Origin of the sequence: Corallococcus sp. BB11-1 (assembly GCF_026626625.1) — a bacterium.
GTDB lineage: Bacteria > Myxococcota > Myxococcia > Myxococcales > Myxococcaceae > Corallococcus > Corallococcus soli.
Map to the genome: position 1 here is coordinate 201021 of NZ_JAPNJY010000001.1, position 15210 is coordinate 216230.

Here is a 15210-nt window from a genome sequence, read left to right on the forward strand (position 1 = left end):
GGCCTTGCTATCCGTGGGCGGCATGACCGTCTCCAACGTTTCGCGGACCTCCCTGCTCGTCGTGGCCCTGTCGTTGACCGGATGCCAGGGGCCTCCCGATGTGCCCGAGGCCGCGCCACCGGGGGAGCGGGTGGTGGGCTCCTGCTGCGGTCCTTCCTACAGCGGCCCGGTGGAGCCCCTGGAGACCCGGAACCTGGTGTCTGGCATCACCGACTTCGGGGTGGCGCTGTTCCATGAGAGCGCGAAGACGGAGGCCAACTTCGCCTTCTCCCCGTATGGCCTCGTGGATGCACTGGGCATGGTGTACGCGGGCACGTCGGGCGAAACCGAGCAGGCCATGGCGGAGGTCCTCCCCGTGCTCCGGAGCGAGGCCGGGCGTGGGCGGTTCCACGAAGTGCTGGCGGCGTTGTCCATGACGCTCGACGCGCGCTACGTCCTCCGGAACACCTCTCCCATGTCCAGGCTGATCCGGACGAATGCGCTCTGGGTCCGGCAGGATGCCGCGCTCCTCGACGGAGGCCTGCCCTCCGCGTACCAGGACACGGTCAGCACCCTCCACGGCCAGCACGTCTACATGGAGGACTTCCGCAAGAACCCCCTGGCCACGCGAGCCAGGGTCAACACCTGGCTTCAAGAGACCGTCAGCGGCGCGCTCCAGGACGTGCTGCCGCGGGACGGACTGTCCGCGGAGGAGCGGCTGCTGCTCGTCAGCACGCTGGCGCTGCACGCCGGCTGGCGGACGCGGTTCCAGGAGCGCGACACGGCCGAAGGCCTGTTCCAGACCCGTGAGGAGGGCCCGGTGCCCGTGGCGATGATGCACACGCGGGGGCTGTTCCCCCTGCTGGCGGGTGAGGGATACGACGCCGTCGCGCTGCCCTACAAGGACGACACGCTGCGCATGGTCATCATCGCGCCGCACGCGGGCCGCTTCGACGAGGTGACGTCGCGCCTGTCACGGGCCTTCCTGGACGAGGTGCGCGCGGGCCTGAAGGACGCGTTCGTCGCGCTGGCGCTGCCGCGCTTCGAGGTGCGCCAGGGGCCGCCCCTGGCGCCAGCGCTGTCCTCGCTGGGGCTGGGAGGCCTCTTCGACCAGACCGCGGACCTGCGGGGCATGGGCTTGTCGGGAGGGCTGTGGCTGTCGCATGCGTACCAGCAGGCCCCGGTGGTGGTGATGGAGCGGGGCACGGGGCGCGTGGACACCCTCATGTGGCTGCCTCCCTCGGCGGAGCCGTCCGCGCCGCTCACCGTGGACCGGCCGTTCGTCTTCCTCATCGAGCACGTGCCGTCCGGGACGCCGCTCTTCCTGGGCCGCTACGTGCATCCGTAGGGCACGGGCTGTCCGGCAGGGGACCCGGACACCGTCGCGGTGGATCCGGTCAATGGCCCCGCGGGGCCACGGGGGGCTGAAACAGGCCCGGGTGATGACTGTCTGTCATTCCAACAAAGGGGCTGTCGGAAATCCCGGCGCCCCTGCCCCTGTTGGACACCTGAAAGACAGACACTGGATGCATTCGTGACAGCCCGGTTGGAAATCACCGGGTGGGATAGGTTTTCCAGACAGTCTTGGTAAAACCGGGAAAGAAGGCTCTGTCCGGATTGGGCAGCTTTGTCATCATGGTCCTGCACGGACGCCGCTCGGGGGGCACTCCATGGCTGACGAAGAAACGCAGCTGTTCGCGATGCTGGTGATTCAATTCCGTTCGGGGCTGCTGAAGCACGCCCGCCGCATCCTGGGGAACACCGCGGATGCGGAGGACCTGGTGCAGCACGCGCTGGACGAGGCGTGGAAGGAGCGGCTGCACCTGCAGGGGGCGGAGGCGTTCCGGGCGTGGACAGGAAGGGTCATCAACACGCGGGCCATCAGCCTCTTGCGGCACCACCGGGCCGAGCAGCGCAAGGCGGTCAACGCCGGCTGGGTGACGGCGCTGAGCGATGATCCGGACGAGCAGGAGGGCGGCGAGCTCTGGACGTTCATCCAGGAGAAGGACCTGATGGAGGCGGTGGACGGCCTGCCGCCCCAGCAGCGCGAGGTGTTCCACCTGCGCGCGCAGGGGCGCTCCTACGTGAGCATCGGCGCCCAGGTGGGGCGCTCCACCGGCACGGTGGGCTGGTGGCTGCACCAGGTGCGGGAGCAGCTGCGCGAGCGGCTGCTGCCCATCGCCGAGGAGCGCCGGCTCTCCGTCGGCGCGTGGCACTGAGCGCTCAGCGCGGGGGGTCCACCCGGGCGGTGTTGCCGTGGAGCGCGGGCAGGAGCGCCGGGCCGGAGTCGTTCGCCTCCGGGAAGGGCAGGTGGCTGGCCTCGGCGCGCAGCAGGGGCAGGCCGTGGGGTTGGGCCTGGAGGTAGGCGACCAGCTTCTCCCGCACGATGCAGCGCAGCTCGAAGGCCTTGCCCGCGTCGGACGCGCTCACCAGGGCGCGCAGCTTCATGGTGCGCTCGCTCAGGTCCGTCACCTGGAGCCCCTGCGCCTTGCCATCCCACAGGCCCTTGGACTCCTCATCCAGGATGCGCTTCAACTCCGCGCGCACCGCGGGCACGTTGGTGCGGAAGTCCACGTAGATTTCGGCCGTGCCCAGGATGTCCGGGGACACCTTGCTCCAGTTCTGGAAGGGCTTCTCCAGGAAGTGGGTGATGGGGATGACCAGCCGGCGCAGGTCCCACACCTTCACGACCACGTAGGTGAGGGTGATCTCCTCCACCCAGCCCCACTCGTTCTCCACGATGACCGTGTCGCCAATGCGGATGGGCTGGGTGATGGACAGCTGGATGCCCGCCAGCAGCGTGCTGATGGACTTCTGCGCGGCAAGGCCAATCACCAGGCCCGCGAGCCCCGCGGAGGCGAGCAGCGACACGCCCACGTTGCGCACCGCCTCGAACTGGAGGAGCAGCAGCGACGCGGCCACCAGCACCACCGCCACCTCCACCACGCGGCGCAGGATGGACAGCTGCGTGCGCAGCCCGCGCACGCGCGCCACGTCGGTGCCCTCCGGGGACTGGGCCACCTTCTGTTCCACGAACCGCGCCGCGCGGGTGAAGAAGCGCAGCATGAACAGCGCCGCCCCCACGATGATGATGGAGCGCGCGCCCAGGTCCACCGCGCCCTGCGCGGGCGGGGGTAGCATCAGGAGCCGCGCGCCCGTGGCCGTGATGAGCGCTCCCAGGACGTGGCGCATCGTGCCCTTGCCGGCCGCGAGCAGCTCGTCATCCCACCCGGACTTCGTCAGCCCGGCGGCGCGGGCGCCGATGCGCAGCGCCAGCGCTTCGCCCAGCCGCCCCAGCACCCAGGCTCCCGCCAGCAGCACCGCGAGCCCCAGCCACTGCCACGCCTCCAGCACCCACAGCGGGCGGGTGAAGAACACGGGCGGCAGGCGCTCCAGCAGCGGCGAGCCGTGCTCCTCGAACAGCGCGTCGATGGCGCCCACCGTGTCCGCGCTGAAGACCCACACGGGGCCCCCTTCCGCGTCCACGCGCTCCAGGATGATGTCCTGCGTCCCCCGGGCCGTGGCCACCTGACCCAGCACCTCGCGCCGGGCGCGCTCCCCTGGCCCCTCCGGCTCGCGGCCGATGCGCGCGAAGTCCAGCCACAGCGTCCGGTCCAGCACCATCACCAGCCGCCGCGCCAGCTTCAGGCCTTCCTCCGCCTGCGTCGCGGGGGGCAGCCGCGACAGGTCCAGGTACTGCGGCGCCCGGACGGCGTCCCGGGCATGGGCCGCGTCCAGGAACCCCGTCGCCGTCGCCGCAGGCGTGCGCCGGTCCACGTCCGAGGGCGGCGGAGGCAACCCCGCGTTCAGCGCGAAGGCCCCCACGGGCCCCAAGAGCAGCAACAGCCACAGCCACGGCGAAGCGGGACGGCGCACGGCGACACTCCCCAGTCTCAAGCTAGATGATTTGAGGGCAAACAATCACCCCAGGCCCGGGCTGTCCACCGCTGTTGACGCGCGAGGCCAGGGGCGGGCCGGACAGGGAGGGGCCGGGCGTGACGCCGCAGCGGTAGGGACCGGGTGTGGACAGAGGCCGCGCGTCACCCATTCCGGACGCAGAGCCAACACCTTGCCCTGGGACTGGAGCCCCTGCACGCAGCGGCCAAGGGCGCCACGGCTTGCTTGTTGTTTGTCTTGTTTTGATTGAAATTCTGGTCTTGTTGGAATTGAGCATGCTATGGGCTCCCGCAACCTCCCGCCTGGGAGATGCGAGGCGGGATGCACAAGCGGTGGGGCTGGACTGTCGGAGTGGCGTTGCTGCTGGGCTGTGCCGGCCCCCCGTCCTACTGGCAGCGCGGAAGTGAGGTCCTCTTCGGCCGTCAGGGAAGCGCGGTCTGGGTCAAGGGCCCCTGGCCTGCCATCCGCCCTTCATTGAACGTCGATGACGTCATCGACCAGCTCTGCCCGGCGGTCATGGCCTTGGACCTCGCCCAGGCGAAGGATTACGGCCGGGAGTACTGCGGAGTCCTCTACTCCCTGGGTAGTGGGGAGTACTCCGCGAGCTGGCCTTCACCCCTGGGGCGAACAGGCCTGGTTGGGACGGACCTGCGCCGCAAGAGTTGCCGCGTCCCCGGTAGCGTGCGGGACGACCGGGGCGCCGCGTCCATCCTTGCCGACTTCCACAGTCATCCCTGGTTCCCCTCGGAGATGTCCCAAGAGGACCGCTGGGCCAAGACCCAGCGCTGGTCCCTGCGCATCCAGTTCGATTCGGAGTGCACCCTCACGAAGCTGATTCCGTACAAAGGGGAGCGTCGTCCAGGCGAGGTCTATCTTCGGCGGGACAAGGCGTGGAAGCTCATCGGGTACATCCATGAAGGCGACAAGGACACGGGGTTCATCACGCCCGTGGGTGAGGACTAGATGGGGTGCACGCATTATGTGTTGCAGCTTGGGCGAGTGAAGCAGGCCCTGGTGTTGCTGCTGGCGCTGACCCTTCCCGCCTGCGCGCTCTTCCGCTGGCCGGTGCGGCCCATCTACGCACCGCCCGAAGAAGCGGCCCGCTTCAAGTTCCCGTTGGATCTCCCCGCCGAGGGCCGGATGCTGACCCCCGCCACCGTGGCGGTCGCGACCCAACTGGCGATGGATGACTTCCGCCCCCTGGACCTCAAGCCGCACAAGGACGCCACTCCGGACGAGCTTTGCCTCTACCGGCGTGACTCCTTCGACGTGTGGACGTCCCCGGCGTCCGAAGGCGTGTTGCTCGTGCGCTTTGTGCCCAGGGACCATGCCTGTGATTCGGAAGGGCCCGTGATGGACGCGAGCGTCACCTACGCCATCGACGTGCGCCAGTGGCGCATCCTCGCCGTCCAGCGCTGACGCCCCGTCACGCCACCTGCCCCGCGTCCACCGTCACGGGACGCGGTTCTTGAGGCGGAGGCTCCACGCGCTTCAGGCCCAGCACCTTCTCTCGCTGGGGCCATGGCCACGCGCCGGTCACCATGGCCAGCTTGCCTGAGAGCACGGACATCACGGCCACCTGGAACGTGCAGATGTACGAGATGATGCCCATGTCTCCGAACACCTGGTTCAGGTACGACGCGACCACGCCCACGATGACCAGACACGCCGTTCGGTGCTCCGCGGCGTAGGCCCGGTGGTACGAGCGCGCCGCCAGATACACCGTCACCACCAGGTACATCCACACGCCCGTGAAGCCGAACCAGCCGCCGAAGGCCAGCAGGCCCAGCAGCGAGTTGTGCGGATGGAAGCGGTACGTGGGGAACACGAACGCGATGTTGGGCAGCGGGTAGGGCTCCAGGAACTCGTGTCCGTAGCCCGTGCCGAACAGCGGGTTGGTGTTCCACGTCGCGATGAGGTTCAGGTTCTCGATGTCGCGGTAGTCCAGCTCTCCTTCGGCGTGCTGGCCTTCAATCATGGAGCGGAAGGTCGCCACCGGCTTGAACACGCTGCTGTTCGAACCCCACCCGACGAGGATGTACACGACGAGCAGCGGCGAACACGCGATGAGCCCGCGCGTGAGGGCCTTCTTCAGCGGCGTCCACGGGTTGAAGAAGTACGCGGCCGCCAGGCCACCCACGAGGCTCACGTACGCGAGCCGGCGGTCGTTGAAGAACATCCCGATGAACACCAGGAGGATGATGAGGATGCCCCGGATGGCGTGACCCGACTTCGGCTTCTCCAGCCAGCGCGCGATGCACACCGTGATGGCGAAGATGAACGTCATCGAGTCCGAGTGGCAGGTCGTGTACTCCACCTCCAACCCCTGGGCCGGGACGACGACGAGCGCGAAGTACGTGCTCACCGCGGACTTGGTGAGCGCCGCCAGGATGATGGTGCGCGCCACCACGGGCCAGTCCTCCGGCCCGCGCAGGCTGTAGTGGTACATCATCGCCACCAGCGGGAGCACGGCGGCCTGGTGCCACTGCCACAGCGAGTTCTTGATGTCCCCGCCCCGGGCGATGCCCCACACCTCCATCCACATGATGGAGAAGAAGGAGATGGCCAGCACCACCGCGAGCGGCCGCGGGATGGGCACCACCGGCGGGTCGATGGTGGACTTCGTCGCCCGCCGCCAGATGCCAATCCCAATGGCCCCGATGATGAGCCCGTCGATGAGCGGGAATCTCAGCGCGCCAATGCCCACCAGCTCGTGCATCTGCGTGAAGAGCAGCTTGCCCAGGGGGAACAGCGGCGAGGGCCAGAACATCGACTGGGGACGCTCCGGCGTGTAGTCCACCGCGAGCACCAGGTAGAGCACCGTGAGCGCCAGATAGCGCAGCGGCAGCTTCCAGATGACCCACCCCACCGTGAGCGCCAGCGTGGGCGCCAGGGTCACGATGGGGTCACCATTACCCACGGCGGCGGCGCCCAGGGTGACGGCTCCCAGGCCCGCGACCATCACGATGTACTGGAGCCAGGCGGCGCGGGAGGGTGCGAAGGTCATCGGACGGATGCGGGGGAGGCTATATCCCGGGCCCGGGTTGGGATAGATGCGGAAGGCGTATGGCTGGCTCCCGACCCCGCGTCCTCCTGATTGCTGAGCTGTGCAACCCAGACTGGGTGAGCGTCCCCCTGGAAGGCTGGTCCCTGGCCAGGGCGCTCGCCGAGGTGGCGGACGTGCACCTGGTCACCCAGGTCCGAAACCGCGAGAACATCCTCAAGCAGGGGCTGGTGGAGGGAAAGGACTTCACGGCGCTGGATTCGACGCCGGTGGAGCGCCCGCTGGAGAAGGTGGGCGAGGTCCTCCGGGGCAAGGCGGGCGTGGGCTGGACGACGGCCACGGCGCTGAGCGTGCTGCCCTACTACTACTTCGAGGAGCTGCTCTGGCGGCGCTTCGGGGACCGCATCCGCGCGAAGGAATTCGACGTGGTGCACCGCTACACGCCCATCAGCCCCACGACGCCCAGCACGCTGGCGGCGCGCTGCGCGGAGGCCGGGGTGCCCTTCGTGATGGGCCCGATGAACGGCGGCCTGCCGTGGCCCAAGGGCTTCGGGGACGCGCGCGTGCGTGAGCGCGAGTGGCTGAGCTACATCCGGGACGTCTACAAGCTGATGCCCTTCTACAAGTCGACGCGCAAGAACGCGGCGGCGCTGATGATGGGCTCGCGGGCGACGCGCGCGCAGCTGGCGGCGGAGTACCAGGACAAGACGGTGTACATCCCGGAGAACGCCATCGACGTGCGGCGCTTCGGCGCGTCGAAGGCGGAGGCGCCGAAGCCGGGCGAGCCGCTGCGGGTGGCGTTCGTGGGGCGCTTCGTGCCGTACAAGGGCATGGCGATGCTCATCGACGCGGCGGCGCCGCTGGTGCGCGAGGGCAAGGTGGTGGTGGAGCTCATCGGCGACGGCGCGGAGATGCAGAACCTGCGCGCGCAGGTGGCCCGGGGTGGGTTGCAGAACGGCGTCACGTTCGCCGGCTGGGTGAAGCACCAGGAGCTGCAGGGGCGGCTGGCGAAGAACCACATCTTCGGCTTCCCGAGCGTGCGCGAGTTCGGCGGCGCGGTGGTGGCGGAGGCGATGGCGCTGGGGTTGGTGCCCATCGTGATGGACTACGGCGGTCCGGGTGAAATCGTGAGCCCGTCCACGGGCTTCGCCATCCCCATGGGGACGCCGGACGAAATCGTGCAGCGCGTGCGTGGGGTGCTGGAGAAGCTGGTCGCGGATCCGTCCGTGATTGGCCCCATGGGCGAGCGCGCAAGGGCGCGCATCCAGAAGCAATTCACGTGGCGCGCGAAGGCGGAGCAGGTGCTGGAGGTCTACCGCTGGGTGTCCGGCGAGCGTGGACAGCCGGACTTCGGGATGCCGCTGGCGGACTGAGGTTCGTGGGAGGGGCTTGTCGCTGGAGATAGAGTTCCCCGCATGAGCCCCGACTCCTCCCTGCTTCGCCGCATCGTCCGTGGCAGCGCGCTGTACGACCTGGTCATCACCCTGCCGTTCGCCACGCCGTGGACGGCGGAGGTGGCGCTGGGGCTCATGGGGTGGACGCACGAGGCGCTGTCGCTGCGCGGTGAGCCCATGCCGCCGTTCACGGACATGCACCTGTTCTTCGTCTCCCTGTTCGGCGTCCTGGCGGTGCTGTGGGCGGTGGTCCGCGTCGTCCAGCCGACCGCGTTCCATGGCGCCGCCGACACCGTGGCCCGGGCCGTGGTCGCCGCGTGGATGGTGCTCGCGCTCGCGCAGGGCGCGACGCAGGTGCTCATCGCGTTCCTGGTGATGGAGCTGGCGGGGATGTTCGCGCAGGGCGGGCTCCTGCTGGCCGCGCGGAAGGGCCATGCAGGTGTTCCCGCGACGGCCCGTTGAGGCCCGCCGTGCGAGGGGCGCTTGCCTCTGCACCAAGGTGCAGGGGTTAGGGTTTCTGGCATGAACCCTGACTCCTCCCTGTCCCGTCGCGTCGTCCTGGCCAGCGCGCTGTATGACCTGGCCGTCACCCTGCCGTTCGCCACCCCGTGGACGGCGGACGCGGTGCTCTCCGGTGTTCGTGACGTGCACCACGCGCTGTCCCTGGGCGGGGACCCGCTGCCCGCGTTCACGCCCACGCACCTGTTCTTCGTGGCCCTCTTCGGCACCATCGTGTCGCTGTGGTCCGTCGTGCGGATCCTCCAGCCCACCGCGTTCCATGGGGCCTTCGACACGGTGGGCCGGGCGCTGTTCTCCGCGTGGATGCTCTACGCGCTCTCGCAGGGGGCCACGCAGGTGCTCGTCGGGTTCCTGGTGCTGGAGCTGGCGTGGATGTTCGCGCAGGGCGGTGTCATCCTCGGCACCAGGAGGTGGCGTGATGGCAGCCTCGCGACGGCCCGCTGAAGCTCCCCCGGAGGGGCCCCTGCGCATCGGCGCGCTCGCTCGCGTTGCGGGCGTGAAGCTGTCCACGCTGCGCTTCTACGAACGGCGCAAGCTGCTGATGCCCCTGGAGCGCAGCGACAGCGGTCAGCGCCTGTACGGCCCGGAGGCCGCCATCCGCGTGCGCTTCATCCGCCGCTCCCAGGAGCTGGGCTTCACCCTGAAGGAGGTCTCCGCGTTCCTCGCCGTGTCCGACCGGCGCGGCATCCCCACCCGCGACGTGGCCCGCTTCGCCAACGAGAAGGTCCAGGCCATCGATGCCCGCATCGACGACCTGCGCCGCATGCGTCGCGCCATCACCACCCTGATGGCCGAAGGCTTCTGCGCGGAGGACACCGTGTGCCCCATCCAGGCGGCGCTCGGCGCTCCCACGACGGTGGCGAAGCGGACGTCCCGCGCTTCGACACCCACCGAGGCGCGACGTCCGCGCCGGCCGTCCATCGCTCGGGGCGGCTGAGCCCCTCACCCGCGCGTTCGCCGTCGGACGTCCCGCGCTTGGAAGAAGTTGAGCCCTCACCCACGTCCGAACGGGTGCGGCCCAAGGTCGCCACGGAGCGCGAGCGCACGGGGCAGGGGCCGCTGGAGCGGCCCCGGGCAGCCGACTACGGCCGCTCCGCCTCGCGCGTGGTGCGCACCCACTCGCCGCGCTTCTCCGCGCCGGGGCCGCGCACCATGAGCCACACCTTCCACACCACGTAGATGGGCGCCCACGCCAGGTCCAGCAGCCCGCGCGCGCCCACGCCGGACACCCACCAGCCGCGCAGCACGTACAGCGCCAGCGACGTGAGCCCGAACGCCGCCAGCGCGGAGGTCGCCACCGCCGTGCCCCCGGACAGCCACACCACGCCGGTCGCCAGCACCGAACCCGCCACCGTCGCCAGCACCAGCTGGCTCAGGGGCGGCACCAGCACGTCCATGGACAGGTCGAACAGGAGCCCGCTCTTCTGCTTCAGCGCGTCGCTCAAGAGCGGCCAGCCGTGCAGCTTGCGCATCTGCGCGCGGCCCCCCTCCCAGCGCTGCCGCTGCGAGCGGCTCTGCTTCTCCGCCGTCACCATCTCCCCCAACACCTCCGCCTCCCAGGCGTAGTGCACGCGGTGCCCCGCGCGCGCCAGGCGGATGCCGTACTCCAGGTCCTCCACCACGCTGAACGCGTCGTGCGGCACCTGCTTGAGCACCGCGTGCGTGAAGCACATGCCGTTGCCGCGCAGGCCGCAGGACACGCCCATCCGCTCGCGCCCCATGGAGCGCACCCGGTGGAACATGCCCAGCGCGATGGTCATCAGCCGCGTGCGCCACGACGCCGTGGGGTTCATCACCCCGTAGTGCGCCTGCGCCGCGTGCGCCCCGTCCTCCAGCCGGCGGGAGAAGGCGTGCAGCAGGTTGGGCGTCACCACCGTGTCCGCGTCCACCACCACCACCGCGTCCGCGAAGCCGTCCTTCTGGCTGCGCTCGAAGGCGTGCGCCAGCGCGTAGCCCTTGCCGCGCTTCTCCGCGTCCTGGCGCTCCAGCACCGTGGCGCCCGCCTCGCGCGCCTTCTGGGCCGTCGCGTCCGAACAGTTGTCCGCCACGACGATGATGCGCCGCAGGTCCGTGGGGTAGTCCACCGCGGACAGGTTCGCCACCGTCCGCGCGATGCCCAGCTCCTCGTTGTGCGACGGAATCACCACGTCGAACTTCCGCGTCGCGGGCGACGGCGGCACCGGCGCCGCCTTGCGCCCCGACAGCAGCGTCAAGAGCAGCAGGTAGCCGCAGCCTCCCACCACCGGCAGGAGCCCCACGCACAGCGCCACGTCCACCCAGGTCCAGACCGTCACAGTGTCACCCCCGCGCGCGTGGCCTCCAGGCCCCCGCGCGCTTGAACCTTCAGCGGCGTTCCAGCTCCGCCAGCACCGGCAACTTCAAGAGCCGCTCCACCTGCCACTTCTCCAGCACCCGCCTGCGCAGGATGTCCAACGCCACCGCCGCGAACACCGCCAGCGCCACCCCGCCCACCACGCCCGCGATGGCGATGAGCTTCGGGTTCGGCTTGGACGGCTTCTCCGGGAAGAGCGCCGGCAACAGCACGCTGTAGCGGTGCTTCATGGACACCTTGGAGATCTCCAGCTCCGTCTGCGCCTGGTCCAACCGGCGCAGCTTCTCCTGGTGCCGCATCACCACCATGCGCATCCGGTCCGTGGCCACCGCCACCTCCGGATCATCCGGCGTGCCCAGCATCGCGCCCGCCATGGGGCCGCCGAACCCGGCCAGGCTCGTGCCCTCCGTGGCGGACTCCACGTCCGTGCCGCCCATGCGCAGGTACTCCTGGATGAGCGACTGCTCCTCCGCGCGCAGCGAGATGAGCTGCGGCGAGTCCGCCTGCATCGTGGCCACGCGCTGCTCCAGGTCCACGATGACCGGGTGCTGCGGCGAGAAGACGACGCGCTGCTCGGCCAGCTGCGAGCGCAGCTCCGTGAGCCGGCGGCTCCTGAAGTCCTCCACGTCGCGGATGGCGCGGCGCTTGGCCTGCACCAGGAACTTCAGCTGCGCGAGCGCGTGGTCCGTCTGCAAGAGCGCCTGCCGCGCGCTGGCCTGCTTGGGGTCCGCTTCCCGCTTCTTGCGGCGCGCGTCCGCCTGCTTCACCGCGCGCTCCAGGTCGTTGATGGCCTGCTTGATGTTCGCCGCTTCGTTCTCCACCTGCGACTTCAGGATGTTGACGGACTCCGTGATGGCGCCCATCTCCGACTCGTGGCGCATGTCGAGGAAGTTCTGCGCCGCGGCCTCCACGATGTTGAAGGCCATCTGCGGATCGCTCCAGTCCACGCCGATGGTCACCGTGCCGGAGCCGCCCTCCGCCATCACGTTGAGGCTGTTCTCCAGCATGGCGATGAGCGCCTCCTCCTTGTCCTCGTTGGACATGGGGGGCGGCGCCTTCTTCGTGTACTGCTCCTTCAGGCGGCTGAGCGGCGACCGCATGTTGTCCCAGTACTCGATGAGCTTCGCGTTCTTGATGACGGACTTGAGGTTGCCCCGGCTGAGCACCATCTCCCACGCGGCGCGCGTCGGCTGGTCGGCCTCCACGGGGATGGAGCGGCCCGGGTTCACCAGCGAGGAGATGATGAGGTTGCGGTACGTCAGCATCCGCGTTTCGACGTGGTACTTGCGCGGCATCAGCTTCGCCGCCGCGGAGCCCAGGGCGCTCATCACCACGATGATGCACAGGCCCAGGAACCAGTGTCGCAGCACCGCCCGCCGCACGAACCCCAGCCCGTCGAACAGGAAGCCCCAGTCGATGAGGTCCGCCGGCGCGTTCGTCTCTTCACGCTCGGGGACGTAATGCGGGGGCGGGGCGGACGGGGGTGGGCGGGGGGCGGGGGACGTCACTGGGGGCTCCGGGCCACCGCGGCCTTCAGGACCTGGCGCACGCGCTTCTCCAGCTCCTCCGGCGTGAAGGGCTTGCCCAGGTAGCCGTTGGCGCCGGCCTCCTCCGCGTAGGCCTTGTCCTCCGGCAGGTTGCGCGCGCTCACCATCAGCACCGGCACGTGGGCGATGGCGGGCGTGCGGCGGATGTGCTCGCAGACGTCGTAGCCGGACACGTCCGGCAACGTCAGGTCCAGGCACACGAGGTCGGGCTTCTCCGCGCCCTGGAGGTACTCCATGGCGGACTTCCCGTTGGGCTTCTCCACCACGCTCTTCACGCCCATTTCCTGGAGCATGTCACGCAGCATGACGCGGAACATCGGAGAGTCCTCCACGAGGAGGACGGTGAGGTGTTGGAGCTCCATCACGTCGAATGCCTTTCCTTCCCTCACCCGAACCCGTACCGGGGCACGAGCACGAGCACGCCGTATGCGTACGCCACATTGAAGAGGGCCACCCACAGGATGGCTTTCTTCATCCCCTTCCACGGATTCGCGTCGCGCGCCGCCGCACCGGGCAGCGCGATGGTGGCGATGAGGACGGAAAGGAGGATGAGCTTCGCCATGGGGGAGCTTCAGAGGATACCAGTTTGCCGTACCGACAGTCCCAGCGTCGCGGACCACACCATGCGGGCCGCTTCCACGTCGGGCGAGCGAGTCCACGCCGTCCGCGTGTCCGCCTCCAGTGACACCCACCGTGACACCGTCCAGCTGGCGCCCACCCCGCCCACCACCTGACGGTCGCCCACCGCGCCACCCACCGCGAACGCGGCGCCCCCCGTCCCCGACAGCCGCACCCGGGGGCCCAGCGCCCAGGTGCCGTTCAACGTCAGGTCGGCCCTCGGGTACACCAGCCCTGTCAGCCGGTCCACGAAGGGCGTCACGCGCGCGGCCACCCGGCTGTTGAAGTCCGCCACCCGCGACGGCACCCGGTGGGACATGGCCAGCGTCAGGTCCGGCAGCAGGTCCAGGCGCGCCGGGGGCTCCTCCTCCGGCGGCACCCCCACCTGAAAGGTCCCCACGCGCCTCCCACCCGCTGGGGTGGCTCCGGGCAGCTCCTCGTCCGGGGGCTCCTCGGTCGCCCGCAGGGAGTAGGCCACGCCCACGCCCACGCCCACCTCCACCGACGTGCGCCGGTCCACCCGGTGCGTCCAGGCGCCGGTGAGGGTGCTCACCGTGGCGCGGGCCCCGGTGGAGAAGCGCGAATCCGTGACGCCCACCGTGGTGGCCAGCGTGTGCCGGGGCGCGGGGGACCAGCCCAGGGCCGCCTGTCCGCGCGGACCGTACTGGAAGGGCACCGCCTCCCGGGCCGTGGCGTCCAGGCCGCCGCTGGCGGAGAAGCCCGCGCTGCCCGACAGCGACAGGCCCCGGCCCAGCCACACCGTCTCCGCCGCGAGCGTCGTCAGCGAGGACAGGAAGAACACGCTGTCCGTGCCCTCCGGCAGGGGCTGGATGGGCACGTCCACGGCGGTGTCGCCCGGGATGGGGCCGCCGCCCAGCGGGTCATCCAGGCTGCCGCCCAGGGGCAGGTTGGTGAAGAGGTTCACCTGGCCCAGCACGAACTCCTGGGTGCCGTGCAGGGTGAGGCCGCGCTGGGGCCGCCAGTCCGCCAGGAGGCGCCCCACGTGCTGCACCTCCGTGCGCGGGTCGGTGGTGGCCTCGCGGAAGGAGATGCGCGGCGCGTACTCCACCTGGGCCACCGCGCTGCCGTCGTCGAACTTGAGGCCCAGCGTGGGCACCAGGTCCATGTCCCCGGCCACGGGGGGCACGTCCGGGCCGGTGGCCTGCGCCTCCATGGAGCGCACGCGCGTGTCCACGCGCGCCTGGACGGCATAGGACACGGAGGCGGACGCCACCTCCAGCCACAGGCTGGTCAGGACCGCGTCCAGCACGGGCTATTCCACCACGACCACGTCGCCGGGACGCAGGCGGAAGGCGGCCGCGCGGCCCTCCCCGCGGATGAGGTCGTCGTACTTCACGCGGATGCGCGTGGGCTCCTCCACCTTCGGGTCTTCACGGCGCAGCACGAAGATGCGGTCGCGGTGCGCGTAGTCCGTGAAGCTGCCCGCGGCGCCCAGCGCCTGGAGCAGCGTGGAGCCGGGCGCGAGCACGTGCGCGCCCACGTTGGCCACCTCCCCCAGCATCGTCACCGACATGGGGCGCGCTTCCTCCAGCGCCACCGTGACGACGGGGTGGTTGATGAAGTCCTTGAGCCGCGTCTGGATCTGCTGCGCCAGCAGGGCCGGCGAGTGGCCCGCGGCCTCCACGTCGTCCAGGAAGGTGAGGCTGATGCGGCCATCCTCGCGCACCCTCGCGCGCGTCGTCATGGAGTCCTGGCCCCACACGCGCACGTTGAGCACGTCGCCCGGGACGATTTGATAGGCCGCGTCGGATTCGGTCGGCTTCTCCTGGTAGTCGTTCACCCAGGTGTACTTCCCCAGGCCGCTGCACGCGGGGGCGAGCAGCAGCAGGCCGGCGCACGCGAGCGCGCGGGACAGGGAGCCGGGACCGCGGAATCGGGAGGGACGGGACGGCATGGCGC

16 protein-coding genes are annotated in these 15210 nt (G+C 70.2%); 8 read left to right on the forward strand and 8 right to left on the reverse strand.

Annotation, left to right across the window (positions count from 1 at the left end):
- Positions 1-22 precede the first annotated feature (22 nt).
- Together OV207_RS00830 and OV207_RS00835 are read left to right on the forward strand one after the other, a co-directional pair.
- On the forward strand, positions 23-1327 hold the full coding sequence (locus OV207_RS00830; RefSeq protein WP_267551722.1) for a serpin family protein: 1305 nt from the start codon (positions 23-25) through the stop codon (positions 1325-1327).
- A gap of 322 nt (positions 1328-1649) precedes the next feature.
- Positions 1650-2198: an RNA polymerase sigma factor gene (locus OV207_RS00835; RefSeq protein WP_267551728.1), complete on the forward strand. Its 549-nt coding sequence runs from the start codon at positions 1650-1652 to the stop codon at positions 2196-2198.
- A 4-nt stretch (positions 2199-2202) separates the two neighbouring features.
- Here OV207_RS00835 and OV207_RS00840 read toward each other — a convergent pair whose 3' ends face one another.
- Entirely contained in the window at positions 2203-3855 is a 1653-nt protein-coding gene (locus tag OV207_RS00840; protein ID WP_267551730.1) for a mechanosensitive ion channel family protein, read from the reverse strand.
- Positions 3856-4197: 342 nt separating this feature from the next.
- Between OV207_RS00840 and OV207_RS00845 the strand changes: the two genes are divergently transcribed.
- A complete protein-coding gene (locus tag OV207_RS00845; protein WP_267551732.1) occupies positions 4198-4839 on the forward strand; it encodes a hypothetical protein in 642 nt (213 codons plus the stop codon).
- Positions 4840-5295 carry a hypothetical protein gene (locus tag OV207_RS00850; RefSeq protein WP_267551734.1) on the forward strand — a complete coding sequence of 152 codons (456 nt, stop codon included), beginning with the start codon at positions 4840-4842 and terminating at the stop codon, positions 5293-5295.
- A 7-nt stretch (positions 5296-5302) separates the two neighbouring features.
- Here the strand turns inward: OV207_RS00850 and wzy are convergent, their stop codons facing one another.
- Positions 5303-6883, reverse strand: coding sequence for an exopolysaccharide repeat unit polymerase (gene wzy, locus OV207_RS00855; protein WP_267551736.1), 1581 nt, complete (start codon positions 6881-6883; stop codon positions 5303-5305).
- A 59-nt stretch (positions 6884-6942) separates the two neighbouring features.
- On the opposite strand from wzy, the gene epsH reads away from it, so the two are divergent.
- Genes epsH through OV207_RS00875 form a run of 4 tightly spaced genes read left to right on the forward strand, consistent with a single transcriptional unit; the run spans position 6943 to position 9730 of the window.
- Positions 6943-8253 (forward strand): exopolysaccharide biosynthesis glycosyltransferase EpsH, encoded by a 1311-nt coding sequence (epsH, locus tag OV207_RS00860; protein ID WP_267551738.1) that lies wholly within the window; start codon positions 6943-6945, stop codon positions 8251-8253.
- 42 nt (positions 8254-8295) lie between these two features.
- Entirely contained in the window at positions 8296-8736 is a 441-nt protein-coding gene (locus tag OV207_RS00865; protein WP_267551740.1) for a hypothetical protein, read from the forward strand.
- 60 nt (positions 8737-8796) lie between these two features.
- The gene (locus OV207_RS00870; protein WP_267551742.1) at positions 8797-9237 is read left to right on the forward strand and encodes a hypothetical protein; all 441 of its coding nucleotides are present in this window, start codon (positions 8797-8799) and stop codon (positions 9235-9237) included.
- Positions 9212-9730: a MerR family DNA-binding protein gene (locus OV207_RS00875; protein WP_267551744.1), complete on the forward strand. Its 519-nt coding sequence runs from the start codon at positions 9212-9214 to the stop codon at positions 9728-9730. The genes OV207_RS00870 and OV207_RS00875 overlap by 26 nt, the downstream gene beginning before the upstream one ends.
- Before the next feature lie 145 nt (positions 9731-9875).
- On the opposite strand, the gene epsU is transcribed toward OV207_RS00875, so the two are convergent.
- From epsU to epsY, 6 genes are read right to left on the reverse strand one after another with little or no spacing between them, the layout of a single operon-like run.
- Positions 9876-11087, reverse strand: a complete 1212-nt coding sequence (gene epsU, locus OV207_RS00880) for an exopolysaccharide biosynthesis GT2 family glycosyltransferase EpsU (protein ID WP_267551750.1) — start codon at positions 11085-11087, stop codon at positions 9876-9878.
- Between the two features lie 49 nt (positions 11088-11136).
- Positions 11137-12633 (reverse strand): PCP family exopolysaccharide biosynthesis protein EpsV, encoded by a 1497-nt coding sequence (gene epsV / locus OV207_RS00885; RefSeq protein ID WP_193429364.1) that lies wholly within the window; start codon positions 12631-12633, stop codon positions 11137-11139.
- Positions 12630-13034: an exopolysaccharide biosynthesis response regulator EpsW gene (gene epsW / locus OV207_RS00890; RefSeq protein ID WP_193429537.1), complete on the reverse strand. Its 405-nt coding sequence runs from the start codon at positions 13032-13034 to the stop codon at positions 12630-12632. Before epsW ends, epsV begins: the two co-directional genes overlap by 4 nt.
- A gap of 23 nt (positions 13035-13057) precedes the next feature.
- Positions 13058-13234, reverse strand: coding sequence for a hypothetical protein (locus tag OV207_RS00895; RefSeq protein ID WP_193429363.1), 177 nt, complete (start codon positions 13232-13234; stop codon positions 13058-13060).
- Positions 13235-13243: 9 nt separating this feature from the next.
- The gene (gene epsX, locus OV207_RS00900; protein WP_267551753.1) at positions 13244-14560 is read right to left on the reverse strand and encodes an exopolysaccharide export protein EpsX; all 1317 of its coding nucleotides are present in this window, start codon (positions 14558-14560) and stop codon (positions 13244-13246) included.
- 3 nt (positions 14561-14563) lie between these two features.
- A complete protein-coding gene (epsY, locus tag OV207_RS00905) occupies positions 14564-15205 on the reverse strand; it encodes an exopolysaccharide export protein EpsY (protein ID WP_267551755.1) in 642 nt (213 codons plus the stop codon).
- Positions 15206-15210 lie beyond the last annotated feature (5 nt).